Source organism: Nocardia sp. NPDC050793, assembly GCF_040654065.1.
Classification (GTDB): domain Bacteria; phylum Actinomycetota; class Actinomycetes; order Mycobacteriales; family Mycobacteriaceae; genus Nocardia.
On record NZ_JBFAHG010000005.1, the window covers coordinates 470,575 to 485,615 of the forward strand.

General features: G+C 67.9%; 11 protein-coding genes. 5 read left to right on the forward strand and 6 right to left on the reverse strand.

What is annotated here, in order from left to right:
* Window positions 1–24: 24 nt before the first annotated feature.
* A complete protein-coding gene (locus tag AB0H50_RS20215; RefSeq protein WP_357454600.1) occupies window positions 25–636 on the forward strand; it encodes a dihydrofolate reductase family protein in 612 nt (203 codons plus the stop codon).
* Window positions 637–911: 275 nt separating this feature from the next.
* Window positions 912–1,289 (forward strand): nuclear transport factor 2 family protein, encoded by a 378-nt coding sequence (locus AB0H50_RS20220; protein WP_357454603.1) that lies wholly within the window; start codon window positions 912–914, stop codon window positions 1,287–1,289.
* Between the two features lie 64 nt (window positions 1,290–1,353).
* On the opposite strand, the gene AB0H50_RS20225 is transcribed toward AB0H50_RS20220, so the two are convergent.
* The 6 genes from AB0H50_RS20225 to AB0H50_RS20250 all read right to left on the reverse strand — a co-directional run bounded on the left by AB0H50_RS20225 (window position 1,354) and on the right by AB0H50_RS20250 (window position 7,392).
* Window positions 1,354–1,758: an STAS domain-containing protein gene (locus tag AB0H50_RS20225; protein ID WP_357454606.1), complete on the reverse strand. Its 405-nt coding sequence runs from the start codon at window positions 1,756–1,758 to the stop codon at window positions 1,354–1,356.
* Between the two features lie 229 nt (window positions 1,759–1,987).
* Complete coding sequence (gene clpX / locus AB0H50_RS20230) at window positions 1,988–3,268, reverse strand: ATP-dependent Clp protease ATP-binding subunit ClpX (protein WP_067787500.1); 1,281 nt, start codon at window positions 3,266–3,268, stop codon at window positions 1,988–1,990.
* Between the two features lie 430 nt (window positions 3,269–3,698).
* On the reverse strand, window positions 3,699–4,364 hold the full coding sequence (locus AB0H50_RS20235; RefSeq protein WP_067787453.1) for an ATP-dependent Clp protease proteolytic subunit: 666 nt from the start codon (window positions 4,362–4,364) through the stop codon (window positions 3,699–3,701).
* Between the two features lie 72 nt (window positions 4,365–4,436).
* Window positions 4,437–5,024, reverse strand: coding sequence for an ATP-dependent Clp protease proteolytic subunit (locus AB0H50_RS20240; protein WP_357454609.1), 588 nt, complete (start codon window positions 5,022–5,024; stop codon window positions 4,437–4,439).
* 298 nt (window positions 5,025–5,322) lie between these two features.
* Window positions 5,323–6,687, reverse strand: a complete 1,365-nt coding sequence (gene tig, locus AB0H50_RS20245; RefSeq protein WP_357454612.1) for a trigger factor — start codon at window positions 6,685–6,687, stop codon at window positions 5,323–5,325.
* A 150-nt stretch (window positions 6,688–6,837) separates the two neighbouring features.
* Entirely contained in the window at window positions 6,838–7,392 is a 555-nt protein-coding gene (locus tag AB0H50_RS20250; protein ID WP_357454615.1) for an FKBP-type peptidyl-prolyl cis-trans isomerase, read from the reverse strand.
* A gap of 133 nt (window positions 7,393–7,525) precedes the next feature.
* Here AB0H50_RS20250 and AB0H50_RS20255 point away from each other — a divergent pair, with 133 nt between their 5' ends.
* The 3 genes from AB0H50_RS20255 to AB0H50_RS20265 all read left to right on the forward strand — a co-directional run bounded on the left by AB0H50_RS20255 (window position 7,526) and on the right by AB0H50_RS20265 (window position 14,548).
* The gene (locus AB0H50_RS20255; protein ID WP_357454618.1) at window positions 7,526–9,997 is read left to right on the forward strand and encodes a phosphoketolase family protein; all 2,472 of its coding nucleotides are present in this window, start codon (window positions 7,526–7,528) and stop codon (window positions 9,995–9,997) included.
* 130 nt (window positions 9,998–10,127) lie between these two features.
* Window positions 10,128–11,876, forward strand: a complete 1,749-nt coding sequence (locus tag AB0H50_RS20260) for a 3' terminal RNA ribose 2'-O-methyltransferase Hen1 (RefSeq protein ID WP_357455347.1) — start codon at window positions 10,128–10,130, stop codon at window positions 11,874–11,876.
* Window positions 11,873–14,548: a polynucleotide kinase-phosphatase gene (locus AB0H50_RS20265; protein WP_357454620.1), complete on the forward strand. Its 2,676-nt coding sequence runs from the start codon at window positions 11,873–11,875 to the stop codon at window positions 14,546–14,548. Before AB0H50_RS20260 ends, AB0H50_RS20265 begins: the two co-directional genes overlap by 4 nt.
* Window positions 14,549–15,041 lie beyond the last annotated feature (493 nt).

The window sequence follows — 15,041 nt, forward strand, 5'->3', positions numbered from 1 at the left end:
AAACCGACGAAAGGAAGCCCGCTCATGGAACTGTCGCTCACCCAGTTCGTCACCATCGATGGCGTCTGCCAGGCGCCGGGCGGGCCGCGAGAGGACACCGACGGCGGCTTCACGCACGGCGGCTGGACGGCGCCGTACTTCGACGAGGCAGGGGCCGAGTTCGTGAGCGAGGTGTTCGCTCGCGCGGACGCCTTCCTGCTCGGCAGGCGCACCTACGAGATCTTCGCCGGATACTGGCCGGAGCACGACGACCCCGCCGACCCGATCGCCTCGAAACTCAATGCGCTGCCGAAATACGTTGGCACCCATACCCTCGAGCGCGCGGACTGGGCGGGAACCGAATTGCTGCGCGGCGACCTCGTCGAACACGTCGCCGACCTGAAATCCCGCGCGGGGCGCGAACTCCAGATACACGGCAGCGGCAACCTCGCCCGGACACTGCTCGCCGCCGGCCTCGTCGACACCCTCTACCTGCTCACCTTTCCCGTGCTCCTCGGCACCGGCAAACGACTCTTCGCCACCGAGGCCAGCCCCGCCGCCTTCCACCTGACCGACTCCCGCACGACCGCGACCGGCATCCACATCGGTGCCTACCGCATCGCGGGCGCCCCGGAATACGGCACCGTCGGCGAGTAGCGTGGTGTGATCGACGTAACACATCGAGCGACGGGGGCGAAAATAATTACAACGGCACCCGCACGGGACCAAGGTTCAACGGCGAACCAGGGGGAGCAACGGCGCTCCCCATCTCGGGCGCGATTCGTCCACGACGAATCGTCACCGCGTCCCGGCGGGAGCAGGCACAACCGCACAGCGATCCGCATCCCGATGAACGACCTTCGGGCTACCCGGCGCGGGCATGGACTGCTAGCCTCCGAATTGGAACACGTTTCAATTCATCAGGGGTTGACATGACACAACAGATTCGCGATGTCGTCGAGCAGTACGTCAAGCTGGTCGGCACCGGGCCCACGGAATCCATCGTGGAGCTCTACGCGCCCGACGCGACCGTCGAGGACCCCGCGGGCACTCCCGTCCGCCAAGGCCACAACGCCATCCGCGAGTTCTACTCCGTGTTCGACAATCTGGACCGGTCCACAGCGCTGCACGCCGACACCGTGCGAGTCGCGGGCAATCACGCCGCCTTCATGTTCGATGTCGTCACCAAGATCGGCGATCAGCGCTTCACGCTCACGCCGATCGACACGATGGAATTCGACGAGCAAGGCAAGATCATCAGGATGCGCGCCTACTGGAGCCAGGACGACATGCGCGGCGAGCCGATCTGAGCCACCGACGACGACGACGCCGCCCGGGAATCGCAACCCGGGCGGCGTCGTGGTTTCTCCAGAGCTATGCGGCGCCGAGCAGAGCGCCCGCCAGAACGTTCGTCGTCTCGAAGGCGACGTCGTCGGCAGCCACCTGAAGCAGCCGGTCCACGCATGGCGGTCCGGTGACCAGGAGCAGCCTGCCCCCGGCCCGCGCGATGCGTGAGCGCGCCTCGAACAGCACCCGCAGGCCCGCGATGCCGAAGAACGACACCATGGACAGATCGACGACCACGCGAGGCGCGGCCGTGTCGAGCGCACCGATCAGATGTCGACGCAACTCGTCGACGGTGAATTGGTCCACCTCGCCCGCGACGGCGCACAAGGTGATCTCGTCGCTCGGGGAGGTGATCGAAACCCGCACCCGCGCAGCGGGATCGGGCCGATGCGGTCGGACTTCGGTGAGGTGAGTGGAAAGTATGGTCGACATGAGGAACCTGGTCCCGTCGCGCCCGACAGCTCAAACCGCTCCGGGCGATGTGTCGCGCCGGACGCCAGAGGCCCGGAGCTGGGCTGGCTACTCAACCCTGGCTATCGAGTACCCAAACGCTCGAGCCGATACACCTCGAATTACGAGCAAATCTCGACAATTCGGACATTTCTAAAACAAATCCGGGCCCGCGGGACAATTCCCACGGGCCCGGATCTCGACTTCGGAATTACGCCGACTTCTCCCGGCGCTCGGCACGCTGCTGTTTGCGCGGCACGATGGTCGGCAGCACATTGTCGTTGACAGTGTCGGCGTTCACGACCACCTTGGCGACGTCGTCGCGGCTGGGAATGTCGTACATCACCGGCAGCAGGACTTCCTCCATGATGGCGCGCAGACCGCGAGCGCCGGTGCCGCGCAGGATAGCCTGGTCGGCGATCGCCTCCAGCGCGTCCTGGGTGAACTCCAGCTCGACGCCGTCCATCTCGAACAGCCTGATGTACTGCTTGACCAGCGCGTTCTTCGGCTCCGACAGAATCTTGACCAGCGATTCCTTGTCCAGGTTCGTCACCGAGGCGACAACAGGAAGGCGGCCGATGAACTCAGGGATCAGACCGAACTTGATCAGATCCTCGGGCATCACTTCCGCGAAGTGGTCGGTGGTGTCGATCTCGGCCTTGGAGCGCACCTCGGCGCCGAAGCCGATGCCGCGGTGACCGGTGCGGTCGGAGATGATCTTCTCCAGGCCCGCGAACGCGCCAGCGACGATGAACAGCACGTTCGTGGTGTCGATCTGGATGAACTCCTGGTGCGGGTGCTTGCGCCCGCCCTGAGGCGGCACGCTGGCTTGGGTGCCCTCCAGGATCTTCAGCAGCGCCTGCTGCACGCCCTCACCGGAGACGTCGCGGGTGATCGAGGGGTTCTCGCTCTTGCGGGCGATCTTGTCCACCTCGTCGATGTAGATGATGCCGGTCTCGGCCCGCTTGACGTCGTAGTCGGCGGCCTGGATCAGCTTCAGCAGGATGTTCTCGACGTCCTCGCCCACGTAGCCCGCCTCGGTGAGCGCCGTGGCGTCCGCGATGGCGAACGGCACGTTCAGCATCTTCGCGAGGGTCTGCGCCAAGTAGGTCTTGCCGCAGCCGGTGGGGCCGAGCATCAGAATGTTGGACTTGGTCAGCTCGACGGTCTCGCCCCGGCTGTCACGGCCCTTGTCCCCCGCCTGAATGCGCTTGTAGTGGTTGTACACGGCCACGGCGAGGGTGCGCTTGGCGGTGTCCTGCCCGATCACGTAGTTCTCCAGGAACTCACGGATCTCGGCCGGTTTCGGCAGCTCGTCGAGTTTGACCTCGCTGGACTCGGCGAGTTCCTCCTCGATGATCTCGTTGCATAGATCGATGCACTCGTCACAGATGTACACGCCAGGTCCCGCAATGAGCTTCTTGACCTGCTTCTGGCTCTTTCCACAGAACGAGCACTTCAGCAGATCGCCGCCGTCTCCGATGCGCGCCATCTCGTGGGTCCCTACTTCCTTGTCCGCGTGCAACCGTCTGTCCAGGTTGCCAGCAATCCGCCGAACTCGGGTGTAATCGCGAACACTTCGAGTAATTCGGGCGGGTCGAGCTATGCCGTCAACCGAGAGCAAAGGTCCCTAGGTCGACCGTACCCGGTGTGCGCGACGGAGGTCGACAACTCGAGCATGTTTCTCGCCGGGGTTGTGCGAGTTCTCACGACATAGAAACACGTTCCGCTCGTGAGAGGCCGGTCCCGGCATCCGGCCGACCGCCACGGTGTTCGCGCCGTTCGCCACCCTCGCGAACGGTCGATGTCACCGTAGCGGAAGCTGCCGGACAGTGTGTTGTCGGCACGCTGTCCGGCCGGATTCGCCTGACGCACAGCAACTTGCGAGCGATCGCCGGATTCGGCGCCGCCCGCGAGCATCTCTACTTCTGCGCGCTGAGTTTGCGGTAGTCGAACACCGTGTCGATGATCCCGTACTCCTTGGCCTCCTCGGCCGTCAGGATCTTGTCGCGGTCGGTGTCCTTGCGGATGGTGTCCGCGTCCTTGCCGGTGTGCCGGGCCAGCGTGGTCTCCATCAGGCGACGCATGCGCTCGATCTCGGCGGCCTGGATCTCCAGGTCCGACACCTGACCCTGGATGCCACCCTCCAGCGAAGGCTGGTGGATCAGCACGCGGGCGTTGGGCAGGCAGGCGCGCTTGCCGGGGGTGCCGGCGGCGAGCAGCACGGCCGCGGCGGAGGCGGCCTGGCCGAGGCAGACCGTGGCGACGTCGGCGCGCACGTACTGCATGGTGTCGTAGATGGCCATCAGCGAGGTGAACGAACCACCCGGCGAGTTGATGTACATCGTGATGTCGCGGTCGGGATCCAGCGATTCCAGCACCAGCAGCTGCGCCATGATGTCGTTCGCCGAGGCGTCGTCGACCTGCACGCCGAGGAAGATGATGCGCTCCTCGAACAGCTTGTTGTACGGGTTGGATTCCTTGACACCGAAGCTCGAGTGCTCGATGAACGAAGGCAGGATGTAGCGCGACTGCGGCGAGGCAGGCGCGATGCCGGAGAGGCCGGCGCGTGGGTCGATCAGAGCCATTTCGTCTCCAAAGTCTGTGTGTTCAACGACGGTTCACTGACGGGGCGGGCCGGAACTAGTGCGGCCCACCGCTCACTTGGCTGCGCCGTTGGCCTGGTTGGCGTGGCTGATCACGTGGTCGATGAACCCGTACTCGAGGGCATCCTTCGCCGTGAACCAGCGGTCGCGGTCGGCGTCGGCGGTGACCTGCTCCACCGACCTGCCGGTGTGCAGCGCCTGCAGCTCGTTGAGCTCGCGCTTGGTGTGGGCGAACTGCTCGGCCATGATCGCGATGTCGGCCGCGGAACCGCCGATGCCCGCCGAGGGCTGGTGCATCATGATGCGCGCGTGCGGCAGCGCGTAGCGCTTGCCCTTGGTGCCCGCGGTCAGCAGGAACTGGCCCATCGAGGCGGCCAGGCCCATGCCGTAGGTCGCGATGTCGCACTCGGCGAACTGCATGGTGTCGTAGATGGCCATGCCAGCCGTCACCGAGCCGCCGGGCGAGTTGATGTAGAGCGCGATGTCCTTGGTCGGATCCTCCGCCGAGAGCAGCAGAATCTGCGCGCACAGCTTGTTCGCGATGTCGTCGTCCACCTGGGTGCCGAGGAAGATGATGCGCTCCCGCAGCAGGCGCTCGTACACCGAATCACTGAGGTTGAGACCAGCAGTCGCGGATGTCATGACCCCTGCCTGGTTGATTGTCACGGATACCTGCCTTCTCTTCTCACCGGCTTGTCACTGAAAGCTAAACAGCGCTGAGTGCCACACAGCCATCACTGGTTCGTCTGTCACAAACATTAACGAAGAAGGGCGGCACCGAACTCCCGGTACCGCCCTTTCTTCGCTCACAGCGCAACTTCGCTGGCGCTCAGCCGCACTGTGCGCGAGGGCGCGCTGCGATTCTGGTTCACTCGCTACGCTCGCTCACGGCGCAATCACAAAACCACACGGCCGTAATCTGCGCTGCTGTTCCACGGATTTACTCGGCGCTCTCCGCGGCCTCGGTCTCGTCGGCGGAATCCGCAGGCGCGCCGAACATTTCGGCGGTGTCCACGGCGTTGCCTTCGGAATCGGTGACCTTCACCTTACCGACCACACCGGCCAGCGCCTTGCCGCGGCGAACGTCGGCGAACACGGCGCCGAGCTGACCGGCCTGCTGCACCTGCTGGATGAACTGCTCCGGCGACAGGCCGTAGCGCTGCGACTGGAACAGGATCCGCTCGGTGAGCTCCTCCTGGCCGACCTGGGTGTTCTCCGCCTCGGCGATGGCGTCCAGCAGCAGCTGGGTCTTCACCGACTTCTCGGCGGCTTCCTTGGTGTCCTTGTCGAACTCCTCGCGGCTGGAGCCCTGGGCCTCGAGCGCCTCGGCCAGCTTGTCCTCGTCGTGGTCGAAGCCGTGCACGGCGTCGTGCAGCACGGCGTCGATCTCGGCCTGGACGACCTTCTCCGGCAGCGGCACATCGGTCTGCTCCAGCAGCGTCTCCAGGACCTTGTCGCGGATCTCGCCCGCCTGCTGCACCTTCTTGCCCCGCTCGACGCGGCTCTTCAGGTCTTCCTTGAGCTCGTCGAGGGTGTCGAACTCGGAAGCGAGCTGGGCGAACTCGTCGTCGGCCTCGGGCAGCTCGCGCTGCTTCACCGACTGCACCGTCACGGTGATGACGGCATCCTTACCAGCGTGCTCGCCTGCGACCAGCGTGGAGGTGAACTCCTTCGACTCACCGGCCGAGAGGCCGATGATCGCCTCGTCGAGGCCCTCGATGAGCTGGCCGGAGCCGACCTCGTGGGACAGGCCGCTGGTGGCGGCGTCGGCCACCTCCTGGCCGTCCACCGTGGCGGCCAGATCGATGGAGACGAAGTCGCCGTTCTCGACCGCGCGCTCGACGCCGGTCAGGGTGCCGAAGCGCTGACGCAGTGAGGTGAGCTGCTCCTCGATGTCCTCGTCGCCGATGCTGAACGCCTCGACGGTGACCTCGATGTCCTCGTAGCTCGGCAGGTCGATCTCGGGGCGCACGTCGACCTCGGCGGTGAAGGCCAGCTCCTGGCCGTCCTCGATCTTGGTGATCTCGATATCGGGCTGGCCGATGACCTTCACCTCGGAGGTGGTGACGGCCTCGCTGTAGCGGCCTGGCAGCACGTCGTTGACGACCTGCTCGAGGACGGCGCCGCGGCCGAGGCGGGCTTCGAGGAGCTTGGCGGGGGCCTTACCCGGGCGGAAGCCGGGGATGCGGACCTGCTTGGCGAGAGCCTTGTAGGCGCGGTCGAAGTCCGGCTTCAGTTCCTCGAAGGGCACCTCGACATTGATCCGGACCCGGGTCGGGCTCAGCTGCTCGACGGTGCTCTTCACGGACATGCTCCTTGGTTCGTTGTTCTTCGGGTTGAGGCGCGACTCCCAGCGGGGTGCGCGTACGCATCCCTGCCAGGGTAGTTGACCGGCCGATGCGGCCTGCAATCGGTCACGGCGCGGCACCCCCGGTCGTGCCGTGACCGGCCGCGTTCAGTTGCCGACGCCCACCGCGTCGGTGACGAAGACCAGCGTCTCGTTGGGTTTGATGCCGCCGCTGCCCGCGCCGTAGCCCAGGTTCGGCGGGATGATCAGCAGCCTGCGCGCGCCCTGCTGGACACCGACGAGGCCCTGGTCCCAGCCGGGGATGACCTCACCGGCGCCGAGGTCCAGCTGGAAGGGCTTGCCGCGGTCGAACGAGCTGTCCAGCTTCTTCTTGTCCGACCAGGTGACCAGCACGTAGTTCATGGTGAGCGGCTGGCCCGCCACCGCGCCGGGACCGCTGCCTTCCACCAAGTCCTTCGTGATCAGTGTGGTGGGCGGGTCGCAGTCGCCAGGGATGGTCACGATCGGCGTCTCGCCGAAGCCGCCCGTCACCCCGATGTCTTCGGCGGTGCATTCCCGGCCGTACTTCGCCTGCGCGACGGCGCCGGTGCCTGCCGTCGTGGTGGTGGCGGCGGTGTCCTTGTCGTCGGAGCCGCAGGCGGCCAGCGTGAACGCGGCCGCGGCGATGGCGCCGACACCGATGATCCTGCCGAGTGTGTGCATGCGGCGGACCCTAGACCACCGGACGCCCCCGCGCCCAGCGACGCTTTCCGGCCGTGTCGCGGTGTCACGGCAGGGAAACTGGTAATGCCGCCGGTGAGACGGATTTCCCAGCGAGCGTGAGGAGAGTCGGCGAATGACCCAGATGGCCAGTGCCGGGGGCGACACCTCGGCGGACAATGTCGGCGCACAGGGGGGCGTCTCCATCGCGCCACGGCCCTATCGGCTGGACGAGGCGCCCGGCCCGCTGGATCGCGCGGAGCTGACCGCGATCGACGCCTGGTGGCGCGCGGCGAACTACCTCTCCGTCGGCCAGATCTATCTGATGAAGAATCCGCTGCTGCGCGAAGGCCTGCGACCCGAGCACATCAAGCCGCGGCTGCTGGGCCACTTCGGCACGGTGCCCGGGCTGAATCTGGTGTGGGCGCACGCCAATCGGGCGATCCGCCAGCGCGCGCTGAGCGCGGTGTTCGTCGCGGGGCCCGGGCACGGCGGGCCGGGCCCGAACGCGTGCGCCTGGTTGGAGGGCACCTATTCCGAGCTCTACAGCCACATTCCGCGGGATGCCGAGGGCATGGGCGCGCTGTTCGCCCAGTTCTCCTTTCCCGGCGGTGTGCCGAGCCACTGCGCGCCCGAGACGCCCGGCTCCTTCCACGAGGGCGGCGAGCTGGGCTATTCCCTTCTGCACGCCTACGGCGCGGCGCTGGACAATCCGGACCTGACCGTGTTCTGCGTGGTCGGCGACGGCGAGGCCGAGACCGGCCCGCTCGCGGCCAGCTGGCACGCCAACAAGTTCATCAACCCGGGGCGCGACGGCGCGGTGCTGCCGATACTTGCGCTCAACCAGTACAAGATCGCCAATCCGACCATTCTGGCAAGGATTCCGGAGAACGAGCTGGTGGAACTGCTGCGCGGATGCGGCTATCAGCCGATCGTCGTCGCGGGCGACGACCCGGCGACGGTGCACCAGGCGATGGCCCGCGCGATGGACGGCTGCCTCGACCGGATCGAGCGCATCCAGCAGGCCGCAAGGGCAGGCGCCGACGGCGGTCCGGTCAGCTGGCCGATGATCGTGTTGCGCACCCCGAAGGGTTGGACCTGCCCACCGGTCGTCGACGGCGACCCGGTCGAGGGCACCTTCCGCGCGCACCAGGTGCCGCTGCCCGCCGCGCGCGGCAACGATTCGCACCGCCAGGTGCTCGAGCAATGGCTGCGCTCCTACCGGCCGGATGAACTGTTCGACGCCGAGGGCTGCCCGGCGCCGGAACTGCTCGAGCAGGTGCCGGAGGGTGATCGGCGGATGAGCGCGAACCCGGTAGCCAACGGCGGCATGCTCGTTCGCGATCTGCGCCTGCCGGACTGGCGCGATTTCGGCGTCGAGGTGGCCGCGCCGGGCGGCACGAAACACGAGGCCACCCGGGTGCTCGGCGGCTGGCTGCGCGAGGTGACCCGCCGCAATCCGGACAACTTCCTGACCTTCGCGCCCGACGAGCTGGCCAGCAACCGGCTCCAGGACATCCTCGAGGTCACCGGACGCGACTGGCAGGCCCAGATCGGCGAGTACGACGTCGGGCTCGACCGCACCGGCCGGGTGATCGAGGTGCTCTCCGAACACATGTGCCAGGGCCTGCTGGAGGGATATCTCTTGACCGGCAGGCACGGCGTGTTCACCTGCTACGAGGCGTTCATCCATATCGTCGACGCGATGTTCAACCAGCATGCCAAGTGGCTGGACGCCAGCGCGGAGGTGCCGTGGCGGCGGCCCATCGCCAGCCTGAACTATCTGCTGTCCTCGCACGTCTGGCGCCAAGACCACAACGGGTTCACCCACCAGGACCCCGGCTTCCTGGACGTGGTGCTGAACAAAAAGCCCGAGATCGTGCGGGTGTACCTGCCGCCGGACGCCAACACGCTGCTCTCGGTCTACGACCACTGCCTGCGCTCGCGGCACTACGTCAACGTGGTGGTGGCGGGCAAGCAGCCGCAGGAGGATTGGCTGTCGGTCCCCGACGCGGCGATGCACTGCGCGCGCGGCGTCGGCATCTGGGACTGGGCGGGCAACAACGACACTCTCGGCAGCACACCGGACGTCGTGCTGGCGTGTGCGGGCGACGTGCCGACGCTGGAGACGCTCGCCGCCGCGGCGATTCTGCGTAACCTGTTGCCGGACTTACGGGTTCGTGTCATCAACGTGGTCGACCTGATGCGGCTGCTACCCGCCGACGCCCATCCGCACGGTCTGCCGGACAGCGAGTTCGACACCCTGTTCACCACCGATCGTCCGGTGATCTTCGCCTTCCACGGCTATCCGTGGCTGGTCCACCGACTGACCTACCGGCGCACCAACCACGCCCAGATGCACGTCCGCGGATACCAGGAAGAGGGCACCACCACAACGCCTTTCGACATGGTGATGCTCAACGACCTGGATCGCTACCACCTCGTGATGGATGTGATCGACCGGGTTCCCGACCTGCGCGAGAAGGCGGCGGGGCTGCGTCAGGAGATGGTCGACGCCCGCTGGCGGGCGCGCGCCTGGACCAGGGAGAACGGCACCGACATACCGTGCGTCGCGGAGTGGGCCTGGCCCGAACCCGGTCTCCGATAATCGCACAGCGCCGGCCGCCGCGGCCTGTTGTCCACAGGCCGGCGGCCGATCTTTTTGTGCCGTATGGAAATACGTGGCACCTGTGGAAAACTTCCTTGCGGGTGCCGGGCAGGTCGGCGACGATCGCAGCATGCTGTTGACGATCACCTGCACGCGACCCGAGGGCGCGGCCTGGCCCGCGACCGATCTCGGCTTCTTGCTGCACAAGAACCCCGAGCGGGTGCAGGCGTTCGAGCAGTCGTACGGCACCGCGCACGTGGTGTACCCGGAGGCCGATCCGGCGCGCTGCACGGCGGCGTTGGTCCTCGAGGTGGATCCGATCCGCCTGGTGCGCGGACGTTCCCGTGGCACACCGGATTTCAGCCTCGGACAGTACGTCAACGACCGGCCGTACGCGGCGTCGTCGCTGCTGTCGGTCGCGATCGGCGCGGTGTTCCGCACCGCACTGCACGGGCAGTGCAAGGCGCGCCCCGAACTCGCGCTCGCCGCGCTGCCATTGCGCATCGAACTGCCCGCGGTGCCGTGCAAAGGCGGGGCCGAGGTAGCCGAGCGGGTGTTCGCGCCGCTCGGCTGGACCGTGTCGACAACCCCGATCCCCCTCGACCCGGCCTTCCCGGAGTGGGGCGATTCGCACTACCTGCGGCTGGCGCTGAACGGTGAGATGCGGCTCGCCGACGCACTGTCGCACCTCTACGTTCTACTGCCGGTTCTCGACGGCGCCAAGCACTACTGGATGGCCGCCGACGAGGTCGACAAGCTCATCCGCGCCGGCGGCGGGTGGTTGGCCGAGCACCCCGAACGGGGGTGGATCACCCGGCGCTACCTGGCCCGGCGTCAGTCGCTGGTCCGCACGGCGCTGGCGCGCCTGGCGGAGATCGATGAGACGGATCCGGACGAACTCGGCGCGGTGGAGGACTACGTCGAGGCGGAAAACGCGGTGGGCGACACCGTTTCCGGCTCGCCGCTCGACGCACCGGCGAGCGGGTTGCATGACGCGGACTCCGCCGGTTCGCCCGACAATCCAGCGATCCCGGCACGCTCCTCCGGTTCACCAGGCGATCCGCCAGTGCGGACCAGCGCACTCGCCGGGTCCGACACCGCGACCGAGGAGGCCGACGGGCGCGGCCGGTCGCCCGGCGACGGCGCATCCCCAGGTGCGTGTGCCGCAAATTCGATGACGGCCGAGCACGGCGGCGCCGATCCGGACCGCGACGAAGCCGTGGGCCGGGCACCGTCCCTGGCCGTGCAGCGGCGGGCCGCTGTCCTCGCCGCGCTGGCGGAGGTCGGCGCGCGGCGCGTGCTGGATCTCGGCTGCGGTGAGGGCGCCCTGCTGCGAGAGTTGCTGGCGGACAGGATGTTCACCGAGATCGTCGGCATCGACGTGTCGATGCGGGCGCTGCACATCGCCAAGCGCAAGCTGCGGCTGGATCGGATGCCGGAGCGCGCCGCGCGCAGGCTCACCCTGCTCCAGGGCTCGCTCACCTATACCGACGCGCGACTGCGTGGCTACGAGGCCGCGGTGCTGATGGAGGTGATCGAGCACGTCGACCCGCCACGGCTCGGCGCGCTGGAGCACGCCGTATTCACGACGGCCGCACCGCGTTCCGTCGTCGTGACGACGCCGAACTCGGAATACAACACCGCCTACGAGACCCTGCCCGCGGGCACGTTCCGCCACGACGATCACCGGTTCGAATGGACCCGCGCTGAATTCGCCGCCTGGGCGACCGGCGTCGCGCAGCGCACCGGCTACCGCGTCCGGCTGCGGCCCGTCGGCGCCGAGCATCCCGAGTTCGGCGCGCCTACGCAGCTCGCGCTGTTCACCAAGACCGAAGCACCCGGGCCCACCGGCGAGGACACGAAAGGAGCCGCGCGATGACCGAACTATCCATCCCCGAGCTCTCGCTCGTCGTACTCATCGGCAGCACCGGCTCAGGTAAATCCACCTTCGCGCGCAAGCACTTCCCGCCCACCGCGATCGTCTCGTCGGATGCCTGCCGCGGCATCGTCAGCGACGACGAGAACGACCAGTCGGCCACGCCGGAAGCCTTCGCGCTGCTACACCACATCGCGGGCATCCGGCTGCGCCGCGGACTGCGCACGGTGATCGATGCCACGAACGTGCAGCCGCGGGCCCGTCAGGAACTCGTCGCGGTGGCGCGCGCCCACGACGTGCTGCCGGTGGCGATCGTGCTGGATGTGCCGGATTCGTTGTGCCTGCACCGCAATTCGCTGCGCCCGGATCGGTCGCATCTCGCGGCACACGTGGTACACCGTCAGCAGCGCGACCTGCGCCGCGGCCTGCGCGGGCTGGAACGCGAGGGCTTCCGCAAGGTGTACGTGTTGCGCGGGGTCGACGAGATCGACGGCGCGACCCTCGTCGACGAGAAGGCGTGGAACGACAAGCGCGAGCTGACCGGCCCGTTCGATGTGATCGGCGACGTGCACGGTTGCCGCGCCGAACTGGAGACGCTGCTCGGCGAGCTCGGGTACGCCGTGGAGCGCGACGCGGCCGGACGCGCGGTCGGCGCCCGTCATCCGCGCGGACGCACCGCGGTGTTCGTCGGCGACCTGGTGGACCGCGGACCCGATACCCCCGGTGTTCTACGGTTGGTGATGGGCATGGTCGCCGCGGGAACGGCGTTGTGCGTCACCGGTAATCACGAGAACAAGCTGGTGCGCGCCCTCACCGGGAAGAAGGTGACGGTCGCGCACGGCCTTGCCGAATCGCTGAGCCAGCTCGAGGCCGAGGACGAGGACTTCCGCAAGGCGGCGCTCGACTTCTGCCGCGGACTGATCAGCCACTACGTGCTCGATGGCGGCAACCTCGTAGTCGCGCACGCGGGCTTGAAGGAGGAGTACCAAGGCCGCGCGTCCGGCCGGGTCCGAGCGTTCGCCATGTACGGCGAATCCACCGGGGAGACAGATGAATACGGCCTGCCGGTGCGCTATCCATGGGCGCAGGACTACCGCGGCCGGGCCACGGTGCTGTACGGACACACGCCGGTGACCGAGCTGCGCTGGGTGAACAACACGCTCTGCTTGGACACCGGTGTGGTGTTCGGTGGCCGCCTCTCGGCGCTGCGCTATCCCGAGCGGGATCCGGTTTCGGTTCCGGCCGAACAGGTTTGGTACGCACCAACGCGCCCGTTGGCGCCTCCAGAGGCCACCGATACGGTGGCACACCGCGATCCCGGCGTGCTGGATCTCGATGACGTGATCGGCCGCCGCGTCGTGCACACCCGCAGGCACGGCCGCGTCGGCGTGCAGGAGGAGAACGCGGGAGCGGCCCTGGAGGTGATGAGCCGCTTCGCCATCGATCCCCGCTGGCTGGTGTACCTGCCGCCGACGATGTCACCGTGCGCGACCTCGCCGCTGGACGGCTACCTCGAGCACCCGGCCGAGGCGTTCGCCTACTACCGGGGCGAAGGTGTGGACCGCGTGGTGTGCGAGGAGAAGCACATGGGCTCGCGCGCAGTCGTTCTGGTGACCCGCTCGGCCACTGTCGCGCGAGACCGTTTCGGCGTCGAGGACAACGGCACGGGCGCGATCTACACGCGCACCGGCAGGCCGTTCTTCGACGATCCCGCCGCGACGGAGACGTTGCTGGCGCGCGTCCGTGCGGCGGCCGAGGCCGCCGGGTTGTTCGAGGAGCTGCGCAGCGAATGGCTGCTGCTCGACGCGGAGCTGCTGCCGTGGTCGGCGAAGGCGATCGGTCTGTTGCGGTCGCAGTACGCGGCGGTCGGCGCCGCAGCCAAGGCCGCGCTCGACGGCACCGAGGCGGTGTTGACGGCGGTCGCCGCGCGCGGCCACGACGTCACCGAGCTGGCCGAGCGCACCGCGGGCCGACGCGCGGACGCCGCGGCCTTCACCGCCGCCTACGGTCGCTACTGCTGGACGACCGACGGCATGGACGGGCTGCGCCTCGCGCCATTCCAGCTGCTGGCCGCGGAGGGCGTCAACCACGCGACCCGTGATCACGCCTGGCACCTTGCCGTGATCGATCGCCTGGTCGGCGCGGATCCGGAGCTGTTCACGCTCACCCGCCGAATGGTGGTGGACCTGGCGGATCCCGGCGACGAAGCCGCCGCGACGACCTGGTGGACCGAACTCACCGCCGCGGGCGGCGAGGGAATGGTCGTGAAGCCGCTCGACTCTCTGGTCAGGAGCCGAGCGGTCGACCACCCCGGAGCCTGTGCGCACACGAGCGACCGTCCGGATGCCGACGGCAACGCCTCGGTTTCGGACGCTCCGGGGCCAGGTAGTGCCGCGGCTCGGGACGAATCCAGTCGTCTCGTCCAGCCGGGCGTGAAATGCCGTGGACCCGAATACCTTCGGATCATCTACGGCCCGGAGTACCTGCACGAGCCGAACCTGCGCCGCCTGCGTACCCGCGGTCTCGGGCGCAAGCGGTCGATGGCGCTACGCGAGTACGCGCTCGGACTGGAGGCGCTGGACCGCTTCGTCGCGGGCGAGCCGCTATGGCGGGTGCACGAGGCAGTGTTCGCGGTGCTGGCCCTCGAATCGGAGCCGGTGGACCCGCGCCTGTGAACGGCGACGCTCATGCCTCGTCGTCGGAGTGGCCCTGGGCGGCGCCGATATCACTGGCCAAAAGATGTGCGCGCGCAGGTCTCCGCCTGGAGATGGTCAGTGAGCTGACCGCACGGTCGGGTCGGCACTCGGACTTCGCCGACGAGGTCCGGGCCGACGAGGGCAGCGGCCCGTGAACGCGGTGTCACCGGGCCGCTGGCTTCGGTACGCGATCACGGGGGCCGCGACGGCTGGATGACTTCTCGCGTGCGGTCGACGCCTCCCGGGGTGCTGTTCGAGACCCTTTGCCAGCGGTGACCGGCTGCTGATCGCCGCAGGTCGCGGCGGTTGAGTAGGTCCCTCGAGCGGGCATCGAGAAGCGCCGAAGCGTCGAACGGTTCGCGCTGGGTACTCACTCACTCAGCGGGAACGACCGTTGCGGACGAACCATAACCGTCGTTACAGTCTGCTAGCAATGCGCTTGCAAGAGCAAGCGCTGGCATGCGCGGTTCGA